The organism is Pseudoalteromonas sp. Ld19 (assembly GCF_045064135.1).
GTDB classification, from domain to species: Bacteria; Pseudomonadota; Gammaproteobacteria; order Enterobacterales; family Alteromonadaceae; genus Pseudoalteromonas; species Pseudoalteromonas aliena.
In genome coordinates, this window is record NZ_JBISHA010000017.1 from 394,015 (window position 1) to 419,284 (window position 25,270).

The 25,270-nt window shown below is 39.4% G+C and carries 21 protein-coding genes; 16 read left to right on the forward strand and 5 right to left on the reverse strand.

Going from position 1 to position 25,270, the window contains the following annotated elements:
* The first annotated feature begins 206 nt into the window (after positions 1-206).
* On the forward strand, positions 207-1,046 hold the full coding sequence (locus tag ACJJVZ_RS07010; protein WP_193156352.1) for an HDOD domain-containing protein: 840 nt from the start codon (positions 207-209) through the stop codon (positions 1,044-1,046).
* 449 nt (positions 1,047-1,495) lie between these two features.
* Here the strand turns inward: ACJJVZ_RS07010 and rdgC are convergent, their stop codons facing one another.
* Positions 1,496-2,413, reverse strand: coding sequence for a recombination-associated protein RdgC (rdgC, locus tag ACJJVZ_RS07015; protein WP_182702854.1), 918 nt, complete (start codon positions 2,411-2,413; stop codon positions 1,496-1,498).
* Between the two features lie 84 nt (positions 2,414-2,497).
* Positions 2,498-4,264 (reverse strand): sensor histidine kinase, encoded by a 1,767-nt coding sequence (locus tag ACJJVZ_RS07020; protein ID WP_193156353.1) that lies wholly within the window; start codon positions 4,262-4,264, stop codon positions 2,498-2,500.
* 353 nt (positions 4,265-4,617) lie between these two features.
* Here ACJJVZ_RS07020 and ACJJVZ_RS07025 point away from each other — a divergent pair, with 353 nt between their 5' ends.
* The 14 genes from ACJJVZ_RS07025 to ACJJVZ_RS07090 all read left to right on the forward strand — a co-directional run bounded on the left by ACJJVZ_RS07025 (position 4,618) and on the right by ACJJVZ_RS07090 (position 20,726).
* Positions 4,618-4,983 carry a response regulator gene (locus tag ACJJVZ_RS07025; RefSeq protein WP_182702852.1) on the forward strand — a complete coding sequence of 122 codons (366 nt, stop codon included), beginning with the start codon at positions 4,618-4,620 and terminating at the stop codon, positions 4,981-4,983.
* A 228-nt stretch (positions 4,984-5,211) separates the two neighbouring features.
* Positions 5,212-7,629, forward strand: coding sequence for a bifunctional aspartate kinase/homoserine dehydrogenase I (gene thrA, locus ACJJVZ_RS07030; RefSeq protein ID WP_405599293.1), 2,418 nt, complete (start codon positions 5,212-5,214; stop codon positions 7,627-7,629).
* A 9-nt stretch (positions 7,630-7,638) separates the two neighbouring features.
* A complete protein-coding gene (thrB, locus tag ACJJVZ_RS07035; RefSeq protein ID WP_405599296.1) occupies positions 7,639-8,574 on the forward strand; it encodes a homoserine kinase in 936 nt (311 codons plus the stop codon).
* 11 nt (positions 8,575-8,585) lie between these two features.
* Positions 8,586-9,878 carry a threonine synthase gene (gene thrC / locus ACJJVZ_RS07040; protein ID WP_405599298.1) on the forward strand — a complete coding sequence of 431 codons (1,293 nt, stop codon included), beginning with the start codon at positions 8,586-8,588 and terminating at the stop codon, positions 9,876-9,878.
* 260 nt (positions 9,879-10,138) lie between these two features.
* On the forward strand, positions 10,139-11,395 hold the full coding sequence (gene glyA / locus ACJJVZ_RS07045; protein ID WP_197239981.1) for a serine hydroxymethyltransferase: 1,257 nt from the start codon (positions 10,139-10,141) through the stop codon (positions 11,393-11,395).
* A 106-nt stretch (positions 11,396-11,501) separates the two neighbouring features.
* The gene (gene nrdR / locus ACJJVZ_RS07050) at positions 11,502-11,951 is read left to right on the forward strand and encodes a transcriptional regulator NrdR (protein ID WP_077535896.1); all 450 of its coding nucleotides are present in this window, start codon (positions 11,502-11,504) and stop codon (positions 11,949-11,951) included.
* A 166-nt stretch (positions 11,952-12,117) separates the two neighbouring features.
* Positions 12,118-13,242: a bifunctional diaminohydroxyphosphoribosylaminopyrimidine deaminase/5-amino-6-(5-phosphoribosylamino)uracil reductase RibD gene (ribD, locus tag ACJJVZ_RS07055; protein WP_405599301.1), complete on the forward strand. Its 1,125-nt coding sequence runs from the start codon at positions 12,118-12,120 to the stop codon at positions 13,240-13,242.
* 27 nt (positions 13,243-13,269) lie between these two features.
* The gene (locus tag ACJJVZ_RS07060) at positions 13,270-13,923 is read left to right on the forward strand and encodes a riboflavin synthase (RefSeq protein WP_405599303.1); all 654 of its coding nucleotides are present in this window, start codon (positions 13,270-13,272) and stop codon (positions 13,921-13,923) included.
* A gap of 29 nt (positions 13,924-13,952) precedes the next feature.
* Complete coding sequence (ribBA, locus tag ACJJVZ_RS07065) at positions 13,953-15,065, forward strand: bifunctional 3,4-dihydroxy-2-butanone-4-phosphate synthase/GTP cyclohydrolase II (RefSeq protein ID WP_182702847.1); 1,113 nt, start codon at positions 13,953-13,955, stop codon at positions 15,063-15,065.
* Positions 15,066-15,166: 101 nt separating this feature from the next.
* Positions 15,167-15,631: a 6,7-dimethyl-8-ribityllumazine synthase gene (gene ribE, locus ACJJVZ_RS07070; protein WP_007587130.1), complete on the forward strand. Its 465-nt coding sequence runs from the start codon at positions 15,167-15,169 to the stop codon at positions 15,629-15,631.
* A gap of 15 nt (positions 15,632-15,646) precedes the next feature.
* Positions 15,647-16,057 carry a transcription antitermination factor NusB gene (nusB, locus tag ACJJVZ_RS07075; RefSeq protein ID WP_002961751.1) on the forward strand — a complete coding sequence of 137 codons (411 nt, stop codon included), beginning with the start codon at positions 15,647-15,649 and terminating at the stop codon, positions 16,055-16,057.
* Between the two features lie 88 nt (positions 16,058-16,145).
* Positions 16,146-17,120 (forward strand): thiamine-phosphate kinase, encoded by a 975-nt coding sequence (thiL, locus tag ACJJVZ_RS07080; RefSeq protein WP_405599306.1) that lies wholly within the window; start codon positions 16,146-16,148, stop codon positions 17,118-17,120.
* Positions 17,117-17,602, forward strand: a complete 486-nt coding sequence (locus tag ACJJVZ_RS07085) for a phosphatidylglycerophosphatase A (RefSeq protein ID WP_077535891.1) — start codon at positions 17,117-17,119, stop codon at positions 17,600-17,602. Before thiL ends, ACJJVZ_RS07085 begins: the two co-directional genes overlap by 4 nt.
* A gap of 37 nt (positions 17,603-17,639) precedes the next feature.
* A complete protein-coding gene (locus tag ACJJVZ_RS07090; protein ID WP_405599308.1) occupies positions 17,640-20,726 on the forward strand; it encodes a diguanylate cyclase domain-containing protein in 3,087 nt (1,028 codons plus the stop codon).
* Between the two features lie 357 nt (positions 20,727-21,083).
* Here ACJJVZ_RS07090 and dxs read toward each other — a convergent pair whose 3' ends face one another.
* The 3 genes from dxs to ACJJVZ_RS07105 all read right to left on the reverse strand — a co-directional run bounded on the left by dxs (position 21,084) and on the right by ACJJVZ_RS07105 (position 24,190).
* Complete coding sequence (gene dxs, locus ACJJVZ_RS07095; RefSeq protein WP_405599310.1) at positions 21,084-22,946, reverse strand: 1-deoxy-D-xylulose-5-phosphate synthase; 1,863 nt, start codon at positions 22,944-22,946, stop codon at positions 21,084-21,086.
* Between the two features lie 111 nt (positions 22,947-23,057).
* Positions 23,058-23,945 (reverse strand): (2E,6E)-farnesyl diphosphate synthase, encoded by an 888-nt coding sequence (gene ispA, locus ACJJVZ_RS07100; RefSeq protein ID WP_405599312.1) that lies wholly within the window; start codon positions 23,943-23,945, stop codon positions 23,058-23,060.
* A gap of 2 nt (positions 23,946-23,947) precedes the next feature.
* Positions 23,948-24,190: an exodeoxyribonuclease VII small subunit gene (locus ACJJVZ_RS07105; RefSeq protein WP_077535887.1), complete on the reverse strand. Its 243-nt coding sequence runs from the start codon at positions 24,188-24,190 to the stop codon at positions 23,948-23,950.
* A 310-nt stretch (positions 24,191-24,500) separates the two neighbouring features.
* Here ACJJVZ_RS07105 and pomA point away from each other — a divergent pair, with 310 nt between their 5' ends.
* Positions 24,501-25,268 (forward strand): flagellar motor protein PomA, encoded by a 768-nt coding sequence (gene pomA / locus ACJJVZ_RS07110; protein WP_077538829.1) that lies wholly within the window; start codon positions 24,501-24,503, stop codon positions 25,266-25,268.
* Positions 25,269-25,270 lie beyond the last annotated feature (2 nt).

A 25,270-nucleotide genomic window follows, 5' to 3' on the forward strand; every position in this document is an offset into this window, starting at 1 on the left:
AAAGCAAAACTAAATGGCAAATAGCAAGTATTAGGCGTTGTATGGTTAATTGTGCAGATGAAAAAAGGTGAATAAAATAAATATCTATAATTTCCTTAACTTTAACGGTAAGTTAGGCAATACTTATTGTGTTACCACTGCTATAAAAATTAATTGTCGAGGCTTGCAGTTATATTATAACTAAAGAACAAAAGGATGACCGCTCTATGTCTACAGAAAATGCACTATTAACGATTTTAGTCGATAGAATAAATAACGATACGCTTGTTTTACCTACGTTGCCAGAAGTGGCCGTTAAAGTTAGGCAGGCGGCTGATAATCCTGAAGTAAATTTAACTAAAATGTCAGATGTTATTTCACAGGACCCTGCTTTATCTGCCCGTATGATTAAAGTTGCAAATAGCGCCATAATGGGCCGTTCAGTGAAAGTATCTAATTTACATCAAGCTGTAACCCGCATTGGATTGCGTCAAATTAAAAATATTGTAACAGCTATGGCTATGGAGCAGTTATTCGTTTCAAACAATGAGTTGATCAAAGGATACATGGGTAAGGCGTGGCAAAAAACGTTAACAGTCGCGTGTCATTCAATTTCATTAATGGAATTTTATTTACTAAATAATAAACACACTTCATTAAATCGTGATTCAATTACGTTAGCAGCGCTTGTTTATAATATTGGTGTTTTGCCTATTTTGACTGAAGCTGAACGTCATCCTGAAGTCTTTGCTAATCCTAGCTTTTTAGCGCATGCAATTCAAAAACTCAGTGGCAAAGTCGGTTCTTCTATAATGAATGCATGGGAGTTTCCTGATGAGTTTTCTGACGTTGCATTGAGCTGGGCCGATCCTGCGTATAAACCAGAAAAAATCAGTTATGTAGATTTTATTCGAATTGGTGCCATATTAGAGGGAACACTGCAGGTTTCGGATAAATCTGCTGCGTTACAAGTGTATATTGATAAAGGTGTTATCTCATCAATGGAGTTATTTTCTAGCGATGAATATAACGATATGCTCGATGACGTAAAAGAAATGTTTAGCTAACCTGAACTCTGGTTAAGAGATTTACTAACGTATTGAATCATGTTGATATTTAGGGCCTGTTTATCTTTCGAGGTTAAATTTGCAGCAGTGTGTTTGGTATTTAAGCAAGGCAGAGCCTATGTCGTGTGGTTATTCCCCATAAATAGGCGATAACGCAGCATAAATGCCAAACATGCGCTGCCCTTGGGTTCTGCCTAGGGGCAATTTACTCTTTGTTGCTCGGTTTTTACTTAGCCCACTAGGTTACAAACCTCACGTCGCGATTAAATCGCCCCTAGATTGAACGAATTTTAATCCTGAAAGGTCAACAGGTCCTTGTTTTATTTTCTCTAGCCAGAGATTTTCAGTGAAAACAAGGCGAATTTACGCGTCAATAGCGGGCCTATTACTAGTAAATTCAACGCATTAAAAAAGCACGATTAAATCGTGCTTTTTTAATATTCAACTGGTTATGGTTTAACTAAATCGTCAGCATCACCTAAGCCTTGTGTAAGTTCTTCTAGGAGCTGTTTGATCTCTTCTGATGAGAGAATGAAATCTGCGTCTAGTTTTACAGCCATATCTTCTTTAGGGATATCAGCATTTTCTTCTTTTAACGTTTCTGAATAGCTTAAACGCTTAATCGAACCGTCGTTTTGCAGCATGAACTTAACGCGCTCTTGCCAATCAAGTGCAAGTTTAGTGACGCGTTTACCACTTTCAAGATGCGATTTTACTTCATCACACGATAGGTCATGGCCTTTAAGTTTAACTTGTGCGCCGCTGTCATCTGCTTCTTCAAGTTCAGCGTCAGAACCTATAGCAAAACCTTCTGGCGTACTGAAGTTGGTTAACCAATCAGTTAAAAATACATCTAAGTCGTAATTAGCAAAAGCAGGAACTACAGGAAGTGTTCCTAACGATTTACGCAGTAGTGCAAGTAGTTCTTCAGCTTTATTAAAACTGCCACTGTTTACTACTACCCAGCCATTTTCTTGATCAATAAATGCAAACTGTAGGCTCGACTTTTTAAATGCTTGTGGAAGAAGGGCATGAAGGATATTTTCTTTCAATTCATCTTTTTCTTTTTTCTTAACAGGGCGATTTTCTTCAGCTTCAATTAAATCGACTTTTTCAGCAACAAGTTCGTTGATAACTGATGCAGGGAGAACCTTTTCTTCACGCTTGGCGCAAACTAAAATACTTTTTTGTGAAAAATGCGAGAGCGTATCACCGTGCTTTCCAAATGCCTTAGTCCAGCCAAATGTAGAAAGCTCTTGGCCTGTACATGGACGAAATAAATCTTGCTCTAATGCTTTATCGAAATCTTCTTGAGTGTACGAAACATCTTGTTTAAAGCGGTAACAAATAAGGTTACTAAACCACATGGGGATTGATCCATTTGAAAAATTTGTTCAATCATAACAATAAAATCAGTATCTCGAAATGACTGATTTTATTGTTATGACGATTTAATCTTGATTAAATATAGGCAAAGGCTTTTGCATGTTTTTGGGGAATTTAATTACATAACTTAAACCTTCACCAGTATTACTGGTGGCTTCAATTGAGCCGCTTAAAGTTTGTTTTACTAGATTGAGCATAATGTGAGTACCAAGCCCACTACCGCCCTGATCTCGCTTAGTTGTAAAAAATGGATTAAATAGTTTTTCGAGTTGCTCGCTCGTTACTCCATTACCATTATCTTTATAATTAATGATTAAATCGGTTTCGTTGCTGGCTATGTTTATATCTATAATGCCGTTGTTTTTTCCTTCGAAACCATGAATCAGCGAGTTCATGATTAAATTAGTAAAAATTTGACTTATAGCGCCCGCAGGTAAATTTAAGATTAGATCCTCGGGACATGCGAGCTTAATTGAGTGCGCTGTTTTTTTTAATTGCGGGTGAAGTGAGCGAATAACCTCATTGATGTAATCTTTAAAATTAATCGTTCTGACCGCTTCACTTGCCTGATCAACTGCAATTTGTTTAAAGCTGGCTATTAATTCAGACGCTCTGTCTAAGTTTGTCGTTAGCAAACTGGTACTTTGCTTCGCATCGTTAATAAAGTTTTCGAGCACTTTAGGTGAAAGAGTTTTTTCTTTATAAGCAACATCTATCTGATTTAGGCGCTCTTGTAAAAATGATATAGCAGTTACTCCAATACCGATTGGGGTGTTAATGTCGTGAGTTATCCCTGCAACGAGCCCGCCAAGTGCAGCCATTTTTTCGGTGCCAAGTAAGCGCTCTTGAGCAAGACTTAATTCTTCTACATAACGCTCTAATTCAGTTTGTTTTGTTAGTAGTTCTAGTTCGGTGCTACGGCGTAAATCGATTTCATCGGTGAGGACAATTTTTTGTTTTTCGAGCTCGTATTTTTGTTGTTGTAAATCCATCATAGCTTGGCTTAAGTTTGATGTTTTGCGAGCTACATCTTGCTCTAATTGAACATTGTGTTGATCTAGTTTTTCATTACTAATAATGAGCTCTTTTTGTGCGAGCTCTAACTCTTTGCGATATTGAACTACTTTATCGATAAGTCTATTGAATGATTTTTCCATAACTTTGAGTTCGTTATGCTCATCGGTTTCAATTTCAATATGTTCACCTTCGAGTTCATCAAGTTCTAAGTTTTCTATTTGATCGGTTAGTTGGGCTAAGGGATCTGTAAGCAGCTTTCTAAAAGCCATTAAAAAGAGAATAATTAAAAAAGTAGTTTTAATCATTGCATTGCCAATTAAAAAGTAAATTGACACCATAATGCGGCTAAAAACAACTTCTCGACTAGAAAAAAGCGTAACGTCACCAACTTGAGTTGCGCGTCCTGAAAATTCAAAAATAAGCGGGAAGGTATACCCAAATAAACCTGATTTGGCGTCTTCAAGAATAACTTCTTCTTGTACCAATTGTTGGCTATATAGTTTGTGTATATCGAGAGAGCGACCAAGTTGCGAGATTATTTCACCACTATCATCGCGCACAATTATGCCTTCAATCATAGGGATCGCTAATAGCCCCTCAGCAGTTGTGATGGTTTGTTTGGTATTTAATTCCCAAATTGCTCTAGTTAAACTGCGGCTGAAGGTTTTTTGTAACGTTGCTAATTCGTCTCTAATATAATCTTTAGTATTGACGTACTCAGCAATAACTTGCCCGCAAGTGACCACAAATGTCAGCAAAAAATAGACTGATAGCACGCTAGTCAATAACTTTTTAGAAAGGCTTTGTTGTAACATGAGTGTTCAGTTATTCCTTTGTTTAGACTATATTTATTTATTTAGTTAAAAGTTAGTCAATAAATGCTTAAAAATACATAAAACATTTAATTTTCTTGCCTTTTATATTCTAGTTAACCTTTAAATTACTATAGATAAAGCTTGTAATGGATTAACTATTTATTTTAATCTACAAATTATTTTATTTTTAAGTATATACAAGCAACTAGTTACACTAACATAAACGTAACAAATATAAACTTTATATAAAAGAGTTAACGTTACTTTGTTGCGTATAGCGGTACTGACACGTAGGATGCTATGGGTAGCTCCTCATTAATAATTTTAATTATGTTCACTCAGTAGTAAAAACTATGAATTTTTCTATTTTGGTATGTGACGATTCAACCGTCGCACGTAAACAGGTCATTAGGTGTCTGCAACAGTGTATTGATGTAGATATTCAACAGGCTGTAAATGGTGCAAAAGCCATTGAGCTATTTAAAACGAATAATTTTGATTTATTGTGTTTAGATTTAACTATGCCAGAAGTGGATGGTGTCCAAGTACTTGAACATATAAAAGCAAATAAAATAGAGTGCTTTGTACTTGTTATCTCTGCTGATATTCAAGAAAAAATGAAGCAGCGAGTGACTCAATTGGGTGCAATTGATTTTGTGAATAAACCCATAGATAAAAATAGGATGAATGAGATACTGCATAAATTTGGCATTCATTGAGCCTTTTTTTGTCAAAAAAGGCTGTTTTATCTTTTAATTTAGGGTTGACAGCATAGCCTTTGTTAAGGCAGTCTTAGCCTATGAAAACAATTAATCGCGTACTGACCATCATTATTACAACCACCATTCTTACTGGATAGTGGCATAGGTCGGTGCAACAAATTTAAAGGCCTGTGTTCACTTAGAACACAGGCCTTTTTTCGTTTTATGGGATGAGGAACATAAATAATGCGCGTTTTAAAATTTGGAGGCTCGTCGCTTGCCGACTTTGCTTGCCTTGAGCAGGTAGCTCAATTAGTTAAAGCACAGTTAAAAGATGAAATGTTATTAGTGTTATCTGCGCCAGGTGGCATGACAGATTCACTGGTTGCACTGGCAAGTGCCGCAGAGCAAGGTTTAGATTTTTCGCAGCCATGGCAAATATTAGTTAGCCGTTGTGAAGGTTTAAAAGCTGACGTTGAAAAAAGTGGTGTGGTAGTTACAAGCTGGCCAAACTTAGACGAGCTTAAAAATAAACTAGATGGCGTGTCACTTATACAGTGTTGCCCTGAGCAAGTTCGTGCGTTCGTAATTAGCTTTGGAGAACGCGTTAGTGTTTCTTTAATGCAGGCTTTATTGAGCTCTCACTATGCAAGATACCTAGAAGCGACAAGTTGTATTGCTTCTACTGGTGGTTATATTGATGCCGAAGCTGATTTAGTCTTAAGTAAGTCGCGCTTTCAAGCTGTACTTAAAGAAAACCCTGCAACTATTTATATCATGCCTGGCTTTACAGCAAGTAATGACAAAGGTGAGCTTACAACGCTTGGCCGTAATGGCTCTGATTACTCAGCAGCAATTGCAGCAGCCTGTTTAGACGCTGAAATTTGCCAAATTTGGACAGATGTTGATGGCGTATACAGCGCTGATCCTCGTTATATTAAAAAAGCGACTAAAGTAGATTTTTTATCTTATAAAGAAGCGATGGAGCTTTCTTACTTTGGTGCAAAAGTACTTCACCCTAAAACAATCTTACCGTGTGCTAAAGCAGGCGTGCCATGTGAAATTAAAAATACGCATAACCCAGACGCACAAGGTTCATTAATTGGTAACGATTATTCATCAGACGAGCCGGTAAAAGCGCTTTCGAGCCTACAAGAACTTGCAATGCTAACGGTTTCAGGCCCGGGCATGAAAGGTAAAGTAGGCATGGCATCTAAAGTATTTAATGCGCTTGCCCACGATAATGTATCTATTGTTTTAATTACACAATCATCATGCGAATTTAGCATTAGCTTTTGTGTGCACGAAACAGACCTCGCACTTGCACTCGATGCGCTACAAACTGCATTTAAGCTTGAATTACAAGCAGGGCTTATTGAGCCTGTACAAGTACAGCGTAATTTAGCCATTGTTACTTTAGTGGGCGACAACATGCGCGCACACCGTGGATTAGCGGCTAAGTTTTTTGCATCGCTTGCACAAGCGCAAGTAAATATTGTGGCAATTGCACAGGATTCTACAGAAAGTGCTATTTCTGCGGTAATTGATGGTGAGTTATGTAATGACGCCGTAAAAATATGCCATGAAAACTTTTTCACGCATGTGCCGTCAATTGATGTGTTTTTACTAGGTTGTGGCTTAGTAGGACAAGAGCTTATTAATCAGCTTGAACGTCAACAAGCGTGGCTTGAAAAGCGTAATATTAAACTCAACTTGTATGGTGTTGCTAACTCTCGTCAATTACATCTAGATAGTGAAGGTATTGCTTTTTCTGATTGGCAGCAAAAACTATCCTTATCTGAGCAAGCGTTTGATTTAAAACTAGTAGAGCAGTTTGTTAAACAAAATCATTTAGTTAATCCAGTAATTGTTGATTGTACATCGTCAGATGCACTTGCTGCGCAATACCTAGACTTTTTAAATGCAGGTTTTCATGTGGTTGCAGCGAACAAAAAAGCCACAACAAGCTCATACACGTATTACCAAGACTTAATAGCTGCTACGCAAAAGAATAATCGGAAATTCTTATACGAAACAAACGTTGGTGCAGGCTTACCAGTAATCGATAACTTACAATCGTTATTTGGTGCTGGTGATGAATTGTTAGAGTTTAGCGGTATTTTATCAGGTTCACTTTCGTATATGTTTGGCGTACTTCAAGATGGTTTATCACTTTCTGAGGCAACCATTAAAGCCAAAGAAAGCGGCTTTACAGAGCCAGACCCTCGTGATGATTTATCGGGTACCGATGTAGCACGTAAGTTACTGATCATTGCACGCGAAGCAGGTATGAAATTAGAGCTGAGCGATATCGAAGTTGAATCGGTATTACCAGTTGGTTTTGCACAAGGCGATAGCGTTGATGAGTTTATGGCAAAACTACCAAGCCTAGATGCTGATTTTAATGACCGCATTCAAAGCGCTGCGAGCGAAGGTAAGGTACTTCGTTATGTAGGAACAATTAAAGAAGGTCACTGTAAAGTAGGTATTGAAGCGGTAGATGAAAAACATGCACTTAGTGTTATTCGCGATGGCGAAAATGCACTTGCTATTTTAAGCCAATACTACCAGCCGCGTCCGTTTGTAATTCGTGGTTATGGTGCAGGCTCTGAAGTGACAGCAGCGGGTGTATTTGCTGATATTTTAAAAACGCTATCGCGCTAGGAGCACATTATGATTGAAGTATATGCGCCGGCGTCTATTGGTAATTTTGCAGTGGGTTTTGATGCCCTTGGCGCAGCCCTTGCGCCAATTGATGGCAGTTTATTAGGCGATGTAGCCGTCGTCAGCGCAGCACCAAGCGACGAATTTATTTGCACAGGCGAGTACGCTCATAAGTTACCAAGTGATGCGCAGGATAATTTAGCGTACCAGTGCTTAGTGCATTTCAGAGCGCATGTTGCGCCTGATATGCCAAGCGTAAAGCTCGAGCTTAAAAAGAATTTACCAATTGGATCTGGACTTGGATCTAGTGCATGCTCGGTCGTGGCTACCTTTGCTGCCCTTGATAATTTTGCACAAACTAACTTAAGTCAGGTTGAGCTTATTGAGCTTATGGCTGATTTTGAAGCCGTTGTAAGTGGCGGTCGTCATTACGACAACATCACGCCATGTTATTTAGGTGGTTTGCAATTAACAGGTGATTTAATCCCTGATAAATCGATTGCACTGCCTGTTGATGAAAATTGGTACTACGTTGCTGCGTTCCCTGGTTTTTCACTCAACACTGCAAAAGCGCGCTCGGTTTTACCAAAAGAGTTGAGCATGCATGCAAGTGTTGAGTTTGCACAGCGTTTATCGGCATTTAGTAGCTTACTGTTAACTAATCGTTTTGACGATGCGCTGAGCATAATGAAAGATGAAATAGCAGAACCTTACCGGGCACCGCTTATTAAAGGTTTTAGTGAAGCCAAAGCAAGCTTGCCAGCGCTGGGCGCTGAAATAGTGAGTATTTCGGGCGCAGGGCCCACCTTGTTTAGCGTATGTAAAACACTTGAAGCTGCACAGCAATGCGCGCAGTGGTTAGAGGCAAATTACATTAACGAGCAAGGCTTTTGCCACATTTGTAAATTAGATAACGACGGCACGCGTCAACTAACAGTTTTATAGGATAGGTAGTCATGCAATTACATAATTTAAAAGAATGCTCACAAAAAGTGTCGTTCGTTGAAGCCGTAAAAACAGGTTTGGGTCGTAATCAAGGTGTGTTTTTCCCTGAATCCCTGCTGCCACTGTCCGATGTTGATGCATTGCTTGATATGGACTTTGTTACACGCAGTGGCAAAATATTATCCCACCTAATTGGTGATGAGCTGCCAAGCGACATTGTGGCGCAAATGGTTAAAAATGCATTTAACTTTCCAGTTAAGCTGGTGGAAGTACAAGAGAATACATACTGCTTAGAGTTGTTTCATGGTCCTACACTTGCGTTTAAAGACTTTGGCGGTCGCTTTATGGCAGAGTGTTTAGCGCAGTTTAATAAAGACGAAAAAGTAACTATTTTAACAGCAACATCGGGCGATACCGGTGCCGCAGTTGCTCATGCTTTTTATAATAAACCAAATGTCGATGTGGTTATTTTATACCCTAAAGGCAAAATTTCACTTGCTCAGCAAAAGCTATTTACAACGCTTGGTTATAACATTCATTGTTACGCAGTTGAGGGCAGCTTTGATGATTGCCAAGAGTTAGTTAAAAATGCCTTTTTAGACGAAGAAGTTAAATTAACACTTGGGCTAAACTCAGCTAACTCAATTAATATTAGCCGTCTAGTTGCTCAGGTTTGTTACTACTTTGAAGCCATTGCACAGCTACCAAAAGAAAAACGCGCAACGGCTCACATATCAGTACCAAGTGGTAACTTTGGTAATGTGTGCGCTGCAATGATTGGTGCGGTTATTGGCTTACCTGTAGGCAAACTAAGTGCAACAACCAACCAAAATGATACTGTGCCGCGCTTTATGCTTGATAAAACGTGGACGCCAAACGCAACGCTTGAGTCGCTTTCAAATGCAATGGATGTAAGTAAGCCAAACAACTGGCCGCGTGTGCAAACAATGTTAGATAATAACTGGTTTAGCTACGATAACTTTTATTCAACTAGCGTAAACGAGCAAAATACGCAATCCGTGATGAAAAAAATTCAACAAATGGGTTATGTTGCAGAGCCTCACACAGCTATTGCATACCAAGGCCTTGTTGAAAATCGAGCGCCAGGTGTAGCGGGTATCTTTTTAGCAACCGCTCATCCTGCTAAGTTTAAAGAAAGTGTAGAGGATATTTTAAATATTGAATTAGATATGCCAAAACCACTTAGCGATGCATTAGCAAAACCATGCCTAGCAAGCGATATAAAGGCCGATTACGATGCTTTGCGTACTGAAATACTTGCAAAACTCGGTAATAAAAAATAACAATTGAAGCGGCTATGGCCGCTTTTTTTTAGTAAGTTTTAATTCAAAAAAGAGAGGCTTTCATTAGCTAATTAAATGTGAGAAATAAAATGCATTTAAAATAGTTATGTATTTATTAAAAAATATCATCTTAAAAGAGCTGTGAAATAGTTTCATTCCCTGTTTAAATATCCTCAACTTAAGAGCGTAGGCAAAGAGTCGTTTAAAGCGTACAATAAAGCCTCTAAAAAACACCATACACGTTGCCCTAGGAGACCCCAATGTTAGAACGTAGCATGAATATTTCGGATTTTGATCCAGAGTTATTTGACGCGATAACCAAAGAAACTGCTCGCCAAGAAGAGCATATCGAACTAATCGCTTCAGAAAACTACTGTAGCCCACGCGTACTAGAAGCGCAGGGTTCACAGCTTACAAACAAATACGCAGAAGGTTACCCTGGCAAACGTTATTATGGCGGTTGTGAGCATGTAGATGTTGTTGAGCAATTAGCAATTGACCGTGCTAATGAATTATTTGGTTCTGACTACGCTAACGTACAGCCACATGCTGGTTCGCAAGCAAATGCAGCTGTTTTTCTAGCTTTATTAGACGCTGGCGATACTGTACTAGGTATGAGCTTAGCTCATGGTGGTCACTTAACGCACGGTTCTCACGTAAGCTTCTCTGGTAAGCTTTACAATGCAATCCAATACGGACTAGATGAAGCAACGGGCGAAATTGATTACGCACAAGTTGAAGCACTAGCACTTGAGCACAAACCAAAAATGATCATTGGTGGTTTCTCAGCGTACTCAGGTATTGTTGATTGGGCTAAATTCCGTGAAATTGCTGACAAAGTAGGTGCTTACCTGTTTGTTGATATGGCTCACGTTGCTGGTTTAATTGCGGCGGGTGTTTACCCAAGCCCAGTTCCTCATGCACATGTTGTAACTACAACTACGCATAAAACACTTGCTGGTCCTCGTGGTGGTTTGATTATTTCTGCATGTGGCGACGAAGCAATCTACAAAAAGCTTAACAGCGCTGTTTTCCCTGGTGGCCAAGGCGGTCCTTTATGTCATGTTATTGCAGCAAAAGCAGTGGCATTTAAAGAAGCACTTCAACCAGAGTTTAAAGTATACCAAACACAAGTTGTTAAAAACGCAAAAGCAATGGTTGCTGTAATGCAAGAGCGCGGCTACAAAATCGTTTCTGATAAAACTGAAAACCACTTATTCCTACTCGATTTAATCGATAAAGATATTACTGGTAAAGATGCAGATGCTGCCTTAGGTAACGCTAACATCACAGTTAATAAAAACTCAGTGCCAAACGATCCACGTTCTCCGTTTGTAACATCAGGCTTGCGTATTGGTTCTCCTGCAATTACTCGTCGTGGTTTTAAAGAAGCAGAATCTAAAGAGCTTGCTGGCTGGATTTGTGATGTACTAGATAACATCACTGATGAATCTGTACAGGCGCAAGTTAAAGAAAAAGTAAAAGCAATTTGTGCAAAACTACCTGTTTACGCTTAATTGCATAAGCAGCAGTAATTTAGAGCACAACAGGCCCTATTTTTTTGCTAAGATAAAAGACCGCTATTTAGCGGTCTTTTTTGTTTTAAAACGGAAGTACCGAGTTATGCATTGCCCATTTTGTACAGCAAAAGATACTAAAGTTATTGATTCACGCCTAGTTGGTGGAGGCCATCAAGTTCGTAGGCGCCGTGAGTGCAACGACTGTCACGAGCGCTTTACTACATTTGAAGGCGCTGAACTGGTTATGCCACGTGTTGTTAAGCAAGATGGCAGTCGGGAGCCGTTTAATGAAGATAAACTGTTGAATGGTTTAAATCGTGCACTTGAGAAACGTCCAGTGAGTACTGAACAGGTTGAAGAAGTGGTTAACATAATAAAATCGCAATTACGTGCAACGGGTGAGCGGGAAATTTCAAGCCACTTAGTGGGTGAATGCATTATGGAAGCGCTTAAAAAGCTCGATAAAGTTGCTTATGTAAGGTTTGCTTCTGTGTATCGTTCATTTGAAGATATACGCGAATTTGGCGAAGAAATTGCCCGCTTAGGGGAGTAATACCAATTTTATTAAAAATATGATCATTCTATCGCATTAAATAGCGCACTCACTGCGTTAAAAATTATTCATATAGAACAACTATATGTCATAATTTTCGCCTTGTTATTGCGCTATTTTCTTAGCGCTATAATAGACCACTTATTTAACGCAATTGGTATAATAAATGCTTAACCAAGTTCCTTTTACTGAACATGACGAAATGTATATGGCACGTGCCATAGAGCTTGCCAAAAAAGGCGAGTTTACTACCACACCTAATCCTAATGTTGGCTGTGTATTAGTTAAGAATAATCAAATCATTGGTGAGGGGTTCCATCAATTAGCTGGTCAAGGTCATGCTGAAATAAATGCACTGGCAATAGCGGGTAATAATGCACAAGGTGCAACGGCTTATGTAACGCTTGAACCTTGTAGTCACTATGGGCGTACACCACCGTGTGCTGAAGGCTTAAAAAAGGCGGGCATAGTAAAAGTAATTGCCGCTATGGTTGATACAAACCCACAAGTTGCAGGCAAAGGCCTTAAAATACTGAGCGATGCGGGCATTGACGTTGCTTATGGATTACTTGAATCACAAGCTCGCGCACTTAACGTTGGCTTTTTTAAGCGAATGGAACAAGGCTTACCTTATGTAACCTGTAAAATGGCAGCAAGTATAGATGGTAAAACAGCGCTTAAAAATGGTCAAAGTAAGTGGATCACAGGCACCGCTGCTCGCCAAGATGTGCAATTATACCGTGCAAAAAGCTGCGCTATTTTAACCGGCGCCGATACCGTATTAGTAGATGATGCAAAATTAAATGTACGGCTAAGTGAATTACCGTGCCCACTCCCTACCGATTTAGCGCTACGGCAACCTGTGCGTGTTATTATTGATTCTCAAAACCGCTTAACGCCTAACCTTGCTTTATTCAACATTCAAAGTGATATAATTATATTTACCACCAAGGTTGATAAATCACTGCAGTGGCCGCATTTTGTAGAGCATATTGAAGTAAAAGAAAGTAATGGCAAAGTTGATTTGCAGGTGGTTTTAGAAAAACTTGGGCAACTGCATTTTAATAATGTGTGGCTTGAGGCGGGCGCAACACTTGCTGGTAAAATGACAGAGCTTGATTTAATTGACGAGTTTGTTTTTTATTTAGCGCCTAAACTAATGGGCCATAATGCAAAAAGTTTAGTTAATTTTCCTGAATTGACGAGTATGCAAAATACCGTTAATTTAACATTTAATGAATGTACACGCATTGGTGACGATATACGTATCACTGCGCTGAAAACTTATTAAAATCACTTAATAAAAAAGAGTAGCGCTATGTTTACTGGGATAATAGAAGCCACAGGCAAAATTGCTTTATTACAAAAAAAACAAGGCGACTTAGCCATTCGTATTCAAAGTGCTGATCTTGATATGAAAGACGTAAAGCTAGGCGATAGCATTGCAACCAATGGCGTTTGCTTAACCGTAGTTGATAAACATATTGATGGTTTTAGTGCTGACTTATCTAATGAGACGATTGGTTTAACTGGATTTGCTCACTATGCTATAGGGCAAACTGTTAATCTTGAAAAAGCAATGCAACCTGTTTCACGTCTGGGGGGCCATTTGGTCTCTGGTCATGTTGATGGTCTTGCAACGATTACAAGTGTCACAAAAAACGCCAGGGCAACAGAATATTGGCTTGCAACTGACGAAGATTTAATGAAATACATTCCGTACAAAGGTTCGGTATGTATTGATGGTATAAGCCTGACGGTTAACGCTGTCGAAGGTAATAAATTCAAATTAACAATTGTTCCTCATACGAGTGAGCAAACTACCATAGCTCATTTTAAAGTGGGCACTCAAGTTAATTTAGAAGTCGATCAAATTGCACGTTATTTAGAGCGTCTTATAAAAGGTGCAGAACAACCAACGGGCTCAAATATTTCGATGAGCTTACTCGCTAAAGCGGGCTTTATTAAATAACGAAACTGACAACTTACACGAGCAAATTTATGAATTTACACAGCGCACAAGAAATCATCGACGACATTAAAATTGGTAAAATGGTTATTTTAATGGACGATGAAGACAGAGAAAATGAAGGCGATTTAATTATCGCAGCAGAACATATTAGCGCAGAAGCAATTAATTTTATGGCAACTCATGGCCGTGGTTTAATTTGTTTAACCATGACGCAAGAGCGTTGCGAGCAACTTGATTTACCGCTTATGGTTAAAAATAATGGCGCTGCGTTTTCGACAAACTTTACAATGTCGATTGAAGCCGCAAAAGGTGTAACTACGGGTATTTCTGCCGCTGATAGAGCGCGTACAGTGCAAGCTGCTATAGCAAAAGGCGCAGTACCAAGTGATATTGTTCAACCTGGTCATATTTTTCCTATCATGGCACAACCTGGTGGTGTACTCACTCGCGCAGGGCACACTGAAGCTGGCTGTGACTTAGCGCGTTTAGCTGGGCTTGAAGCATCATCTGTTATTGTTGAAATTCTAAATGCAGATGGCACAATGGCGCGCCGCCCTGATTTAGAAGTTTTTGCAAAACAACATGATATTAAAATTGGCACCATTGCTGATTTAATCGAATATCGTAATTTAAACGAAACCACGATTGAACAAGTTGCAAAATGTAAGCTGCCTACAGAGCATGGTGAATTTGATTTAGTAACTTACAAAGACACGATCGACGGCCAATTACATTACGTATTGCTCAAGGGCGAAATAAAAGAGCAAGAACCTACACTTGTACGCGTACATTTGCAGAGTACTTTTAACGATATTTTACTTTCAGATAGAAGCGCAGACCGTAGTTGGGGGCTTTCTGATGCCATGGCATACATTGCTAAAAACGACGGTGTATTAGTCATTTTAGGAAAACAAGAAAGTACAGAAGAATTAGAGGCAACAGTAAAAGCATTTGCTGCAGCTGATGCAGGCGAGAATGTGACACCACGTAAGTTCCAAGGAACATCTCGTACTGTTGGTGTTGGTTCGCAAATACTTGCTGATCTGGGAATTAAGCAAATGCGATTAATGAGCCGCCCTAAAAAGTACCATGCACTTTCGGGCTTTCATTTAGAAGTTATTGACTATATTGAGCCACAATAAGCGCTCTGCTTTTAACTAGTCTATTATTTTATTTTTATGGTATGATGCGCAGCAATTTTTGCGCAATCGCAACCGCTTGAACTTATTTTTAGGGTTATCAAATGAAAATTATTGAAGGTAGTAAGTACGCTCCGGGCAAGAAATTTGCCATTGTCATTTCTCGTTTTAATGACTTTATTGGTAGCAGCCTCCTTGCCGGTGCTGTTGATGAGCTAAAACGCACTGGTGGCGTATCTGATGACGATATTACCGTTATTTATGTACCTGGTGCAGTAGAATTACCTTTAGCGGCTAAACGCGTTGCGGCAAAAAAAGAGTATGATGCAATCATCGCTTTAGGCGTAGTGATCAGAGGTGGTACACCACATTTTGACCTAGTTGCTGGCGAATCAAACAAAGGTCTTGCGCAAGTATCACTTGAGTATGATATCCCGGTTGCATTTGGCGTATTAACCACAGAAAGCATTGAACAAGCAATTGAGCGTGCTGGCACCAAAATGGGCAATAAAGGCGGCGAAGCTGCTTTAGGCGCGCTCGAAATGGTTAATGTGTTAGATAAAATTTAAGTTTAAGGAATTTTTGTGAAACCAGCAGCAAGACGTAAAGCACGTATCTTAGCACTCCAAGCCGTTTATTCTTGGCAAATAAGTGGCAATTTAATTGCCGATATCGAACAACAAATGTTGATCGAAACAGACGTTACTAAAATTGATGTTGAATACTTTAAAGATCTAGCGACGGGTGTTGCTGTAAATTATAAGCAACTAGACGAAGCTGTATCACCACATTTAACACGTCCGTTTGATGACTTAGATATGGTTGAGCGCGCAATTTTACGTTTAAGCAGCTATGAACTTAAGTTCCGTGAAGACGTACCTTATAAAGTGGCTATTAACGAAGGTATTGAGCTGGCTAAAATATTTGGCGCAGAAGACAGCCATAAATTTGTAAACGGTGTACTTGATAAAGCTGTTAAGCATTTACGCAAGTAATAACAATTCACTCTGAATTTTAATGTTCAGATTAATTGTTTAAACAACCGTTAAAAAGGAGAGCCGGCATAGGTCGGCTTTTTTGTGTATGAAGGAATTTGAATTAATTAACCGCTACTTTAAAGGGCGCGGTATCACCCGTCGTGATGTAAACCTAGGAATAGGGGACGATTGCGCTTTAGTAACGGTTCCACCAAACTGCCAACTTGCAGTAACAACAGATACTTTAGTTGCTGGCGTGCACTTTTTTGATGATATTTCCCCTCGCGCACTCGGTCACAGAGCACTCGCTGTAAATTTAAGTGATTTGGCGGCAATGGGCGCCGAGCCAACATGGGTTTCAGTTGCGCTAACCTTACCAAGTATAGACCGACAGTGGGTTGAAGAGTTTACTGAAGGCATGCACGAAATTGCAGAATACTTTAATGTACAAATTATTGGTGGCGATACCACTCAAGGTCCATTAACGATCACTATTTGTGCGAAAGGGACTGTGCCAGAAGGTAAAGCTCTGCGCAGAAGTGGTGCTAAAGTAGGTGATTGGATTTATGTTACGGGTCCTTTAGGGGATGCGGGACTAGCCATTGAATCGCGCAAGCAAGGTCTAAAAGTCGAGTCTGAGCATTTAAAGTATGTTAATAAACGCTTTGATTATCCAACGCCTCGCGTAGCAGCAGGGCAGGTTCTTCGTGGGCTTGCATCATCGGCAATTGATGTGTCTGATGGATTATTGGCTGATTTAAGTCATATTCTTGATATGTCGCAAGTAAGTGCGATTGTAAATATAGACAATATTCCTACTTCGGATGCAATGAAATCGAGCCTTGATTTTGATCAACAGTTACCATTTATTCTTAGCTACGGCGATGACTACGAACTATTATTTACCGTCCCAGATAGTAATAAAGGGATGTTAGATTTAAAACTGCGGCAATATGGTGTAAATGCAACATGTATTGGGCAGATTAAAAGTGGTGATGGGCAAATTGAGCTTTTACACAAGGGTGAAAAGTTTGATTTTAAGCAGCATGGCTTTGAGCATTTCGCAAAGGAACAGACTTGAATAAAAATCGATTATTTAATTTAAAACGTCCGCACCAATTTTTTGGTTTAGGATTTGGTACCGGCCTTGCCCCTAAAGCGCCTGGTACATTTGGTACGTTTGCTGCATTGCCATTTATTTTTATGACGATGTATTATCCACTTTGGCTGCAAATTGTTTTTGCTGTCGTGATCAGTGTATTTGGCATATGGGCGTGTGGTAAAACGGCTGATGATTTAGGTGTGCATGACCACCCCGCTATTGTGTGGGATGAAGTGGCGGGCTACTACATTACTATGATAGGTGCAGCACTAAGCTGGCAAAGTTTATTGGTTGGCTTTTTGTTATTTCGATTTTTTGACATAGTAAAACCAGGCCCAATTCGTATGCTTGATAAGCGTGTACATGGTGGTTTTGGAATTATGGCTGACGATGTACTCGCGGGTATTTTTTCGCTTATTTGTTTGCAAGCATTAATAAAAGTGGGTTTACTACCCTTTTAATGTTTATATTTGATTTGTTTAACTAGGTGGCAGCACTATGATGCGATTTTTACTGGTTTGTGTACTGATGTTGTGCGCGACGCCAAGTTGGGCTTCAATTACTGATTATGTAGTTAAACAATGGAATATAAAAGATGGCTTGCCATCGCAATCACTTAAAAGCGTTGTACAAGATCAACAAGGATACATGTGGCTGGGCACTCAATTTGGCTTAAGTCGTTTTGATGGTAATACATTTACCAATTATAATACTCAAAATAGCCCTTTCTTACCCAATAACGGCATCAACAAGCTGCTAGTCGATTTAAATGGACTGTTGTGGATCGGTACTAAAAGTGGCTTGGTGGTGATTAACCCTGCTACTTTTGCCGCACAAGAGTTTAATATAAAAGGCCCTGTCAGAGATATATTGCAAGATGCTAAAGGCAGTATTTGGATTGCTGCAAATGGTTTGTATTATATTGATAGAAGCCAAATTGGTCTACAAACCAAAGCGAGTGGCTCTTTTCCTATTGTCAATGCGACCGCTATTACGCAAATAGTAGGGTCTGTTAGTAAAATGGCGCTTTCTCCGGAGGGGATATGGCTGGTTAATGATCGCCACCTGCTGAGATTAACAAAAAATGCCTCCGACTTTTCTAAACTGCGTTTAGAGCTTACCGCAAAAATTTCACTACCAGAGCGTTTAGCACAAACGATTGTCCACGATTTATCATTTTTAAACGGTAACTTGTATTTAGCCTCAGAGCTAGGTGCTTATTTTTTAGATTTAGATGATGAACTAAGATCCTTTCCTTTACCAAATACAAATAACTCAGCAGTTTATAAATTTATGAGTGATACCGATGGTGGGTTATGGGTATCAACTTATGGGCGTTTATTATTTCGAGATAAATCCGGTGAATGGCAATGGGTAGAGCCAAGCCAGCTGGATCAAAGTATTTGGTTTGCGGATATTTTTCGAGATAATAAAAATAACGTGTGGCTTGCCAGTTTTAGTGAAGGTTTGTGGCTTGCTCATGAAGGGCGTGTTCAAAGGCACTCAGCCCTATCTGAAATGACTGAAGCGGTTATGGCTATTAGCCAAGCACCGGATGGTAAACTATGGGTCGCAAATAAAAGTGGTATTGGCTATTTTGATCTAAATAAAAGTTTTATAAATTTAATCCCTAGCGATAAATACGGCCGTGCATCAGTGCATGACTTACAGTTTGATGGTAAGAGATTATATATTGCGACAGGCAGAGGGTTGTTTGTTTTTGAAAATAACACTCTTTACATGGTACCTGGGCGAGCTCTTCAGGATAACCCTGTATTTGCTATTAGTCGTTCGAGCAAGGGCGGGTTTTGGATTGGTACTGGGCGTGGATTATATAGGCTAAACTTTGCTGGGCTAACGCCTTTTGCATACAATGCTTTTTTAGGAAGCAAGTTTATTACCTATGTACTCGATAAAGCAAACTTTGGGGTTATTGGTACAAGCAAAGGCGCCTATTATTTTACTGATCGCGGAATAGAAAAAATTGGCGACCAAACAACACTTGAAAGTGCTTATGTAACGAGTGTGTTGCATATTGATGGCGTTGGAATCTTAATTGGTTCATTAAACGATGGGCTGTTTTATAGAAGTATGCAAGGGCAGTGGCGTCAGCTTGATGCCGCAAATGGCTTACCATACGGCTCTATTTTCAGCCTAGAATACGATGAAAGGTTAAAGCATGTTTGGGTAAGCACTATGAAAGGTGTTTACAGAATGCCTATTGATCAGTTCAAAGCAGAGATTCAAAGTTTAAAAGTGGAGGAGGTTATTTCCTCATTTGATCGTCAGCTCGATGGTAAAGCCAATCAATGTTGTAGTGGGCTGGGTCATGATGCAGTTGCCAATACTGCTAATTCAATTTGGTATCCAAGCTTACAAGGTGTTGTTGAAATACCTAAAAATGTAGAGTTGTTTGGTGTACTGGCATTAAAACCAAAAGTAGAAACCATTACAACACCGCAGCGTAATATAGCAACGTCAGCATTAGGTAAAAAACCGTCATTAGAAACCAATGAGCGTGATATTACTTTAACCTATACCGCAATCGATTATTACGCGCCAAGCAGCATTGAGTTTAGATATAAATTAAGTGGTTTAGATAATGATTGGCGCTATGCAAATACACGCAGAGAAGCTATCTATACTAATTTGCCAGCGGGAACATTTTTATTTCAGCTAGAAGCAAAACGCCAAGGTGAAGACTGGAGTAAAGCGCAAGAAGCTGAATATGGATTTACAGTGCCAGAGCGTTTTGATGAAACAATTTACTTTAGACTACTTATCACCAGTGGCTTTGTTTTACTCTTTTATTTGGTTTTTTGGGTATTTAGAGCGCAAGAGCGAAAAAAACAAGAAGCACTAGAGGGGCTTATCACAGAGCGTACGCTAGAACTTCGCCAAGCAAACGATAAGTTAAATCAAGTAAACTCACAACTTAAGCTGGTAAGTCACTCTGATGAACTTACAGGGTTACGTAGCCGTCGCTTTTTGTTTGATCAACTACCAAAAGATATTGAGCATTTTCAACGTAACTCGCAATCATTACAAGCGCAGGGGAAATCGCTTGTTTTACTGATAATCAACTTTGATAACTTTAGCCGCATCAATGATGCATACGGACCAATAGCAGGAGACAGCTGTTTGCAGCAAATGGCTGCATTATTGAACTCTCGCACGCAGGGCTCTGATTATGTTGCACGCTGGAGTGGGGATGAATTTTTATTATTATTACGTGATTTTAAGTGCAATAAAATAGACAGTTACGCATCAGATTTATGCAAAGCAGTTGCGGAATATGCATTTCAATTACCAAATGGCAAAGGTACCAATTTAACCACCTCTATCGGCTGGTCTTTTTACCCGTTACCACTTTTAGGCGGACAAGTGATAAGCTGGGAAACATCCATTAATTTAGCCGATATTGCACTTCATCAAGTGAAAAAACGTGGCGGTGATGGTGTTGCAAATATTACGTTTGACGAGCAGTTAGACGCATTCGAGTTTGAGCAAAATTCAAATGTTGATCAACAGTTAAACCTTTTACAAAGTAATGGGCTTGCAGATATTAAAGTGTGGATGCGCTAATACCAATCTGCAATAATACTTAACCTGAGCTCTGGTTAATAAATCTATCTCGATCAGCTATTTTCAGCGCTAATTGCGTTGAATTTACTGAAAATCTCTGGCTAGAGAAAATAAACTTAAATATCACCATGATTTAGTACGTTAGTAAATATCTTAATCAGAGCTCAGGTTACTTAATCAATTTGAGGGATTAAATCTGACGTTAACTGCGTTAAAAATTTCTGCTTTGTTATCGACACGATTTTCTTACCTCAAAATAGATCACTTAATTAAGCGAATTGGTATAAGTTAGTCGGTAAAGCCAATGTTAAAATACTAAAAAAGGAGCCTTGGCTCCTTTTTTAGTATTTTTAAATGTTAATCAATAAACGCTTTGATGGCGGTTAATATACCTTGTTCGCCCAATCCCATTTCATCGTGCATTTGATCTTGCGTGCCGTGTTTAATAAATTCATCTGGAATACCTAAGTTAAGTATTTTTATAGCGGATTTTTGGCTGGCTAAATATTCAGTGACGGCAGAGCCTGCACCACCGGCTATCGCATTATCTTCAAGTGTGACAATAAAGTCATAGTTAGTAGCAATTTCATTTAAAAGTGCAGTATCAAGTGGCTTAATAAAACGCATATTAACAAGTGTGGCATCTAAATCATTGGCTGCAAGTTGGGCGTTCTCTAGCAGTGTACCGAATGATAAAATTGCAATTTTACTGCCTTTTTTAACCGTATTTGCTTTACCTATTTCAAGCAGTTGCATATCACTTTGAATTTCAGCAGTGCCCGCACTGCCACGAGGATAACGCACGGCTACTGGGCAATTTGCTTGATAGCCAGTATAGAGCATTTGACGACATTCATTGGTATCGCTTGGTGCCATAATGACCATATTTGGAATACAGCGCATAAAGCTTAAATCGTATGCGCCTTGATGAGTTTCACCGTCTGCTCCCACAATACCGGCACGGTCAATGGCAAATAAAACGGGTAAATTTTGCAATGCAACATCGTGAATTAGCTGATCGTACGCGCGCTGTAAAAAGCTTGAGTAAATAGCTACAACGGGTTTTAAGCCTTCACAAGCAAAACCTGCGGCTAGCGTAACAGCATGCTGCTCTGCAATAGCGACGTCAAAGTATTGATCTGGAAATTCTTTAGAAAAACGCACCATACCTGAGCCTTCGCGCATAGCGGGTGTGATCGCCATTAATTTATCGTCTTGCTGGGCCATATCACATAGCCAGTCGCCAAATACTTTTGAAAAAGTAGCTGCGCTGGGCTTTGATTTAGGAAGGCTTGATGTCATTGGGTCAAACTTTGGCACGCCATGATAGCCAATAGGATCCGCTTCAGCCGGCTTATAACCTTTACCTTTTTGCGTTTTTATATGTAATAACTGCGGGCCTTTTAAGTTACGCATATTACGTAATGTATCTACAAGCATGTTTACATCATGCCCATCAATCGGACCAATATAGTTCAGACCAAGTTCTTCAAAAAATGTACCCGGGATCATCATGCCTTTAATGTGCTCTTCCATTTTACTGGCAAGTTGCTTAACCGGAGGCACACCAGAGAGTAACTTTTTACTCCCTTCGCGAATGTTAGTATAAAAGCTACCTGATAAAATGCGAGCAAAGTGATTTGTCAATGCGCCAACATTTTCAGAAATCGACATTTCGTTATCATTTAAAATAATAAGCATGTCTGATTTTACATCACCTAAATGATTCATTGCTTCAAATGCCATACCCGCAGTAATTGCGCCATCACCAATAATGGCAACTGTTTTGCGCCCTTTACCTTCTTTTTGTGCGGCAATCGACATACCTAAAGCGGCAGAGATAGACGTACTTGAATGCCCTACACTAAACGTATCGTATTTGCTTTCATCACGAAATGGAAAAGGGTGTAGGCCGTCTTTTTGGCGAATCGTATGCATTAAATCACGTCGACCGGTAAGTATTTTATGCGGATAAGCTTGGTGACCCACATCCCACACTAAACGATCTTCAGGTGTGTTATAAACATAATGCAGTGCAACAGTTAGCTCCACAGTACCTAAACCAGATGCTAAATGACCGCTACTTTGCGATACTGAGTTGAGTAAATAGTCGCGTAACTCATTGCTAAACTCTGGGAGTTTATCTTGCGCTAAATCGCGCAACTGGGTCGGCTCGTCAACCAAATTAAGTAATGGATACTTGCTGCTATCACGTGTCATGGTTTTATTTATATCCTTCGCTAACATTAATTAATATAAAATACGATGTAGAATTAACTAATGTTTAGTAATAATGTGTCTGTACTCAGTGCAATACTTTTAAGCGGTATCTTAATGATCACGCTCAATAAGGTAATTTGCCAGTGACGCCAGAAGTGTTGTGTCAGCATCTATATTTGCTAACGCCTCATGGGCTTGTTGTATTAAATTCTGCGCCTTCTCTTTAGCGCCTAGCATACCTAATAAAGCAGGGTATGTCGCTTTATTGGCTGCAATATCTGACCCTTGTGGCTTACCTAAAGTAAGCGTATCACCCTCAACATCTAAAATATCGTCTTGTACTTGGAAGGCCAGCCCTATCGCATAACCAAAAGTAGATAAGCTTTCTAAAGTGTGTTTATCTGCTTTTTCACTGCACAATGCACCTAACATAATAGCGCAGTTAATCAGCGCACCCGTTTTTAGTTTATGGATCCGCTCCAGCTCTTGTGCAGTAATGGCTTTGTCAGTTGCGGCAATGTCTAAGCCTTGCCCGCCAACCATGCCTTTAAGGCCTGATGCATGTGCTAATTGTGCGATCATTTTTACTTGTGTTTGTGCTGAGCATTTGAATTGATGATTTGCAATTAACTCAAAAGCGATAGTTTGTAGAGCATCGCCAGCTAAAATAGCATGGGCTTCACCAAACTCTATGTGACAAGTTGGGCGGCCACGGCGTAAGTCATCATCGTCCATCGCCGGTAAGTCATCATGCACTAACGAGTAGCTATGAATGCATTCAATAGCTGCTGAAAGTACATTCAGATCGTGTTTATTTGCGCCAAACATCTCGCCCGTTGCATAAACTAAAAATGGGCGTAATCTTTTACCGCCATTAAATAACCCGTATTGTGTGGCATTTTTTACCGTTTCGTCTGTATCTAGCGACTGTTTGAAATACGCTTTCAAGGTAGCTATTACATCTATTTGCGCACGTTCAATCTGTTCTTTAATACTCACAGTTATTCCGTATCGTTATCAAAGTTAGTAAGTACTGATTTTTCGCCATTGCCCATTAAAATTGATACTTTTTGCTCTGCTTGTTGTAATTTACCAGATGAAGCATTGGCTAAAGCAATTCCGCGTTCAAATTGTTTCAATGATTGCTCAAGCGATAAATCACCTTGTTCCATATCACTAACAATTGTCGATAATTCTTCTAGTGCTTGTTCGAAACTTAAGTTTTCAGGTTTTTTAGTCGCCATCTTATTTCAGCTTACGTGGTAAATTTAGGAGCCAATTTTAGGGGGAATGCTAAACTAGGTCAAAGGATGATACGTTTTTTTCGTCTATTAATATCAAATGCTATTCTTGTATGCATTAATAAGGGCTTAATCACGGTCAATTCTTTTAATAAAAGTAATTATTAATGCAGCTTAAATATAAATTACACTAATAAGACTTTTTTATCTTTATTTAGATAAACCGCTTAAGCAATTCAATATGTTGCCGATAAGCAGTTAATGATAAAAAGTTTATAATAAGGCCTTAGTGCATGAAACCTTTGGAGGAAATGTGGATTTAGCAACCATTATAGGGATCCTTGGCGCAATTGGCTTAATTGTCATGTCCATGTTTATGAGCAGTAGTGGCGAAATGGCCATGTTTTACAACACTCCTTCAGTGGTGATTGTATTTGGCGGTTCTATATTTATTGTTTTATCGAACTACACCATGGGGCAGTTTTTTGGCATTGGTAAAGTGGCCGCTAAAGCCTTTATGTTTAAAATTGAATCGCCAGAGGAGTTGATAGACAAAGCCGTTGAACTTGCTGATTCAGCTCGAAAGGGTGGCTTTTTAGCCCTCGAAGAGGCTGAAATACCGAACCAGTTTATGCGTAAAGGCGTTGATATGTTAGTTGATGGTCATGATGCTGACGTTGTTAGAGCGACTTTACAAAAAGACATAACTTTAACGTCAACCCGTCATGAAATGGGAGCCGGTTTATTTAAAGCCATGGCTGATATTGCACCAGCAATGGGAATGATCGGTACGCTCATTGGCTTAGTTGCTATGTTATCTAATATGGATGATCCAAAATCAATCGGTCCTTCGATGGCTGTTGCTTTGTTAACAACTTTATACGGCGCTTTTTTAGCAAATGTAGTGGCGATCCCTATCCAAGTTAAATTGGAGCTGCGTAAAGACGAAGAAGCAATGAACCAACGTTTGATTTTAGACGCTGTATTAGGTATTCAAGATGGTCAAAACCCAAAAGTAATTGAAGGCATTTTGAAAAACTACTTAGCTGAATCAAAACGTAAAGTTGATACCGAGGAGTAAAC

Excerpts from the sequence above, each read along its gene's own strand:
- ACJJVZ_RS07105 (WP_077535887.1), bottom strand. The coding sequence starts at position 24,190 with ATGGCGACTAAAAAACCTGAAAACTTAAGTTTCGAACAAGCACTAGAA.
- ribE (WP_007587130.1), top strand. The coding sequence starts at position 15,167 with ATGAAAATTATTGAAGGTAGTAAGTACGCTCCGGGCAAGAAATTTGCC.
- ACJJVZ_RS07010 (WP_193156352.1), top strand. The coding sequence starts at position 207 with ATGTCTACAGAAAATGCACTATTAACGATTTTAGTCGATAGAATAAAT.
- ACJJVZ_RS07020 (WP_193156353.1), bottom strand. The coding sequence starts at position 4,264 with ATGTTACAACAAAGCCTTTCTAAAAAGTTATTGACTAGCGTGCTATCA.
- ACJJVZ_RS07090 (WP_405599308.1), top strand. The coding sequence starts at position 17,640 with ATGATGCGATTTTTACTGGTTTGTGTACTGATGTTGTGCGCGACGCCA.
- dxs (WP_405599310.1), bottom strand. The coding sequence starts at position 22,946 with ATGACACGTGATAGCAGCAAGTATCCATTACTTAATTTGGTTGACGAG.
- ribD (WP_405599301.1), top strand. The coding sequence starts at position 12,118 with ATGCTTAACCAAGTTCCTTTTACTGAACATGACGAAATGTATATGGCA.
- nrdR (WP_077535896.1), top strand. The coding sequence starts at position 11,502 with ATGCATTGCCCATTTTGTACAGCAAAAGATACTAAAGTTATTGATTCA.
- thrC (WP_405599298.1), top strand. The coding sequence starts at position 8,586 with ATGCAATTACATAATTTAAAAGAATGCTCACAAAAAGTGTCGTTCGTT.
- ACJJVZ_RS07025 (WP_182702852.1), top strand. The coding sequence starts at position 4,618 with ATGAATTTTTCTATTTTGGTATGTGACGATTCAACCGTCGCACGTAAA.
- thrB (WP_405599296.1), top strand. The coding sequence starts at position 7,639 with ATGATTGAAGTATATGCGCCGGCGTCTATTGGTAATTTTGCAGTGGGT.
- glyA (WP_197239981.1), top strand. The coding sequence starts at position 10,139 with ATGTTAGAACGTAGCATGAATATTTCGGATTTTGATCCAGAGTTATTT.
- thiL (WP_405599306.1), top strand. The coding sequence starts at position 16,146 with ATGAAGGAATTTGAATTAATTAACCGCTACTTTAAAGGGCGCGGTATC.
- rdgC (WP_182702854.1), bottom strand. The coding sequence starts at position 2,413 with ATGTGGTTTAGTAACCTTATTTGTTACCGCTTTAAACAAGATGTTTCG.
- ribBA (WP_182702847.1), top strand. The coding sequence starts at position 13,953 with ATGAATTTACACAGCGCACAAGAAATCATCGACGACATTAAAATTGGT.
- thrA (WP_405599293.1), top strand. The coding sequence starts at position 5,212 with ATGCGCGTTTTAAAATTTGGAGGCTCGTCGCTTGCCGACTTTGCTTGC.
- ACJJVZ_RS07060 (WP_405599303.1), top strand. The coding sequence starts at position 13,270 with ATGTTTACTGGGATAATAGAAGCCACAGGCAAAATTGCTTTATTACAA.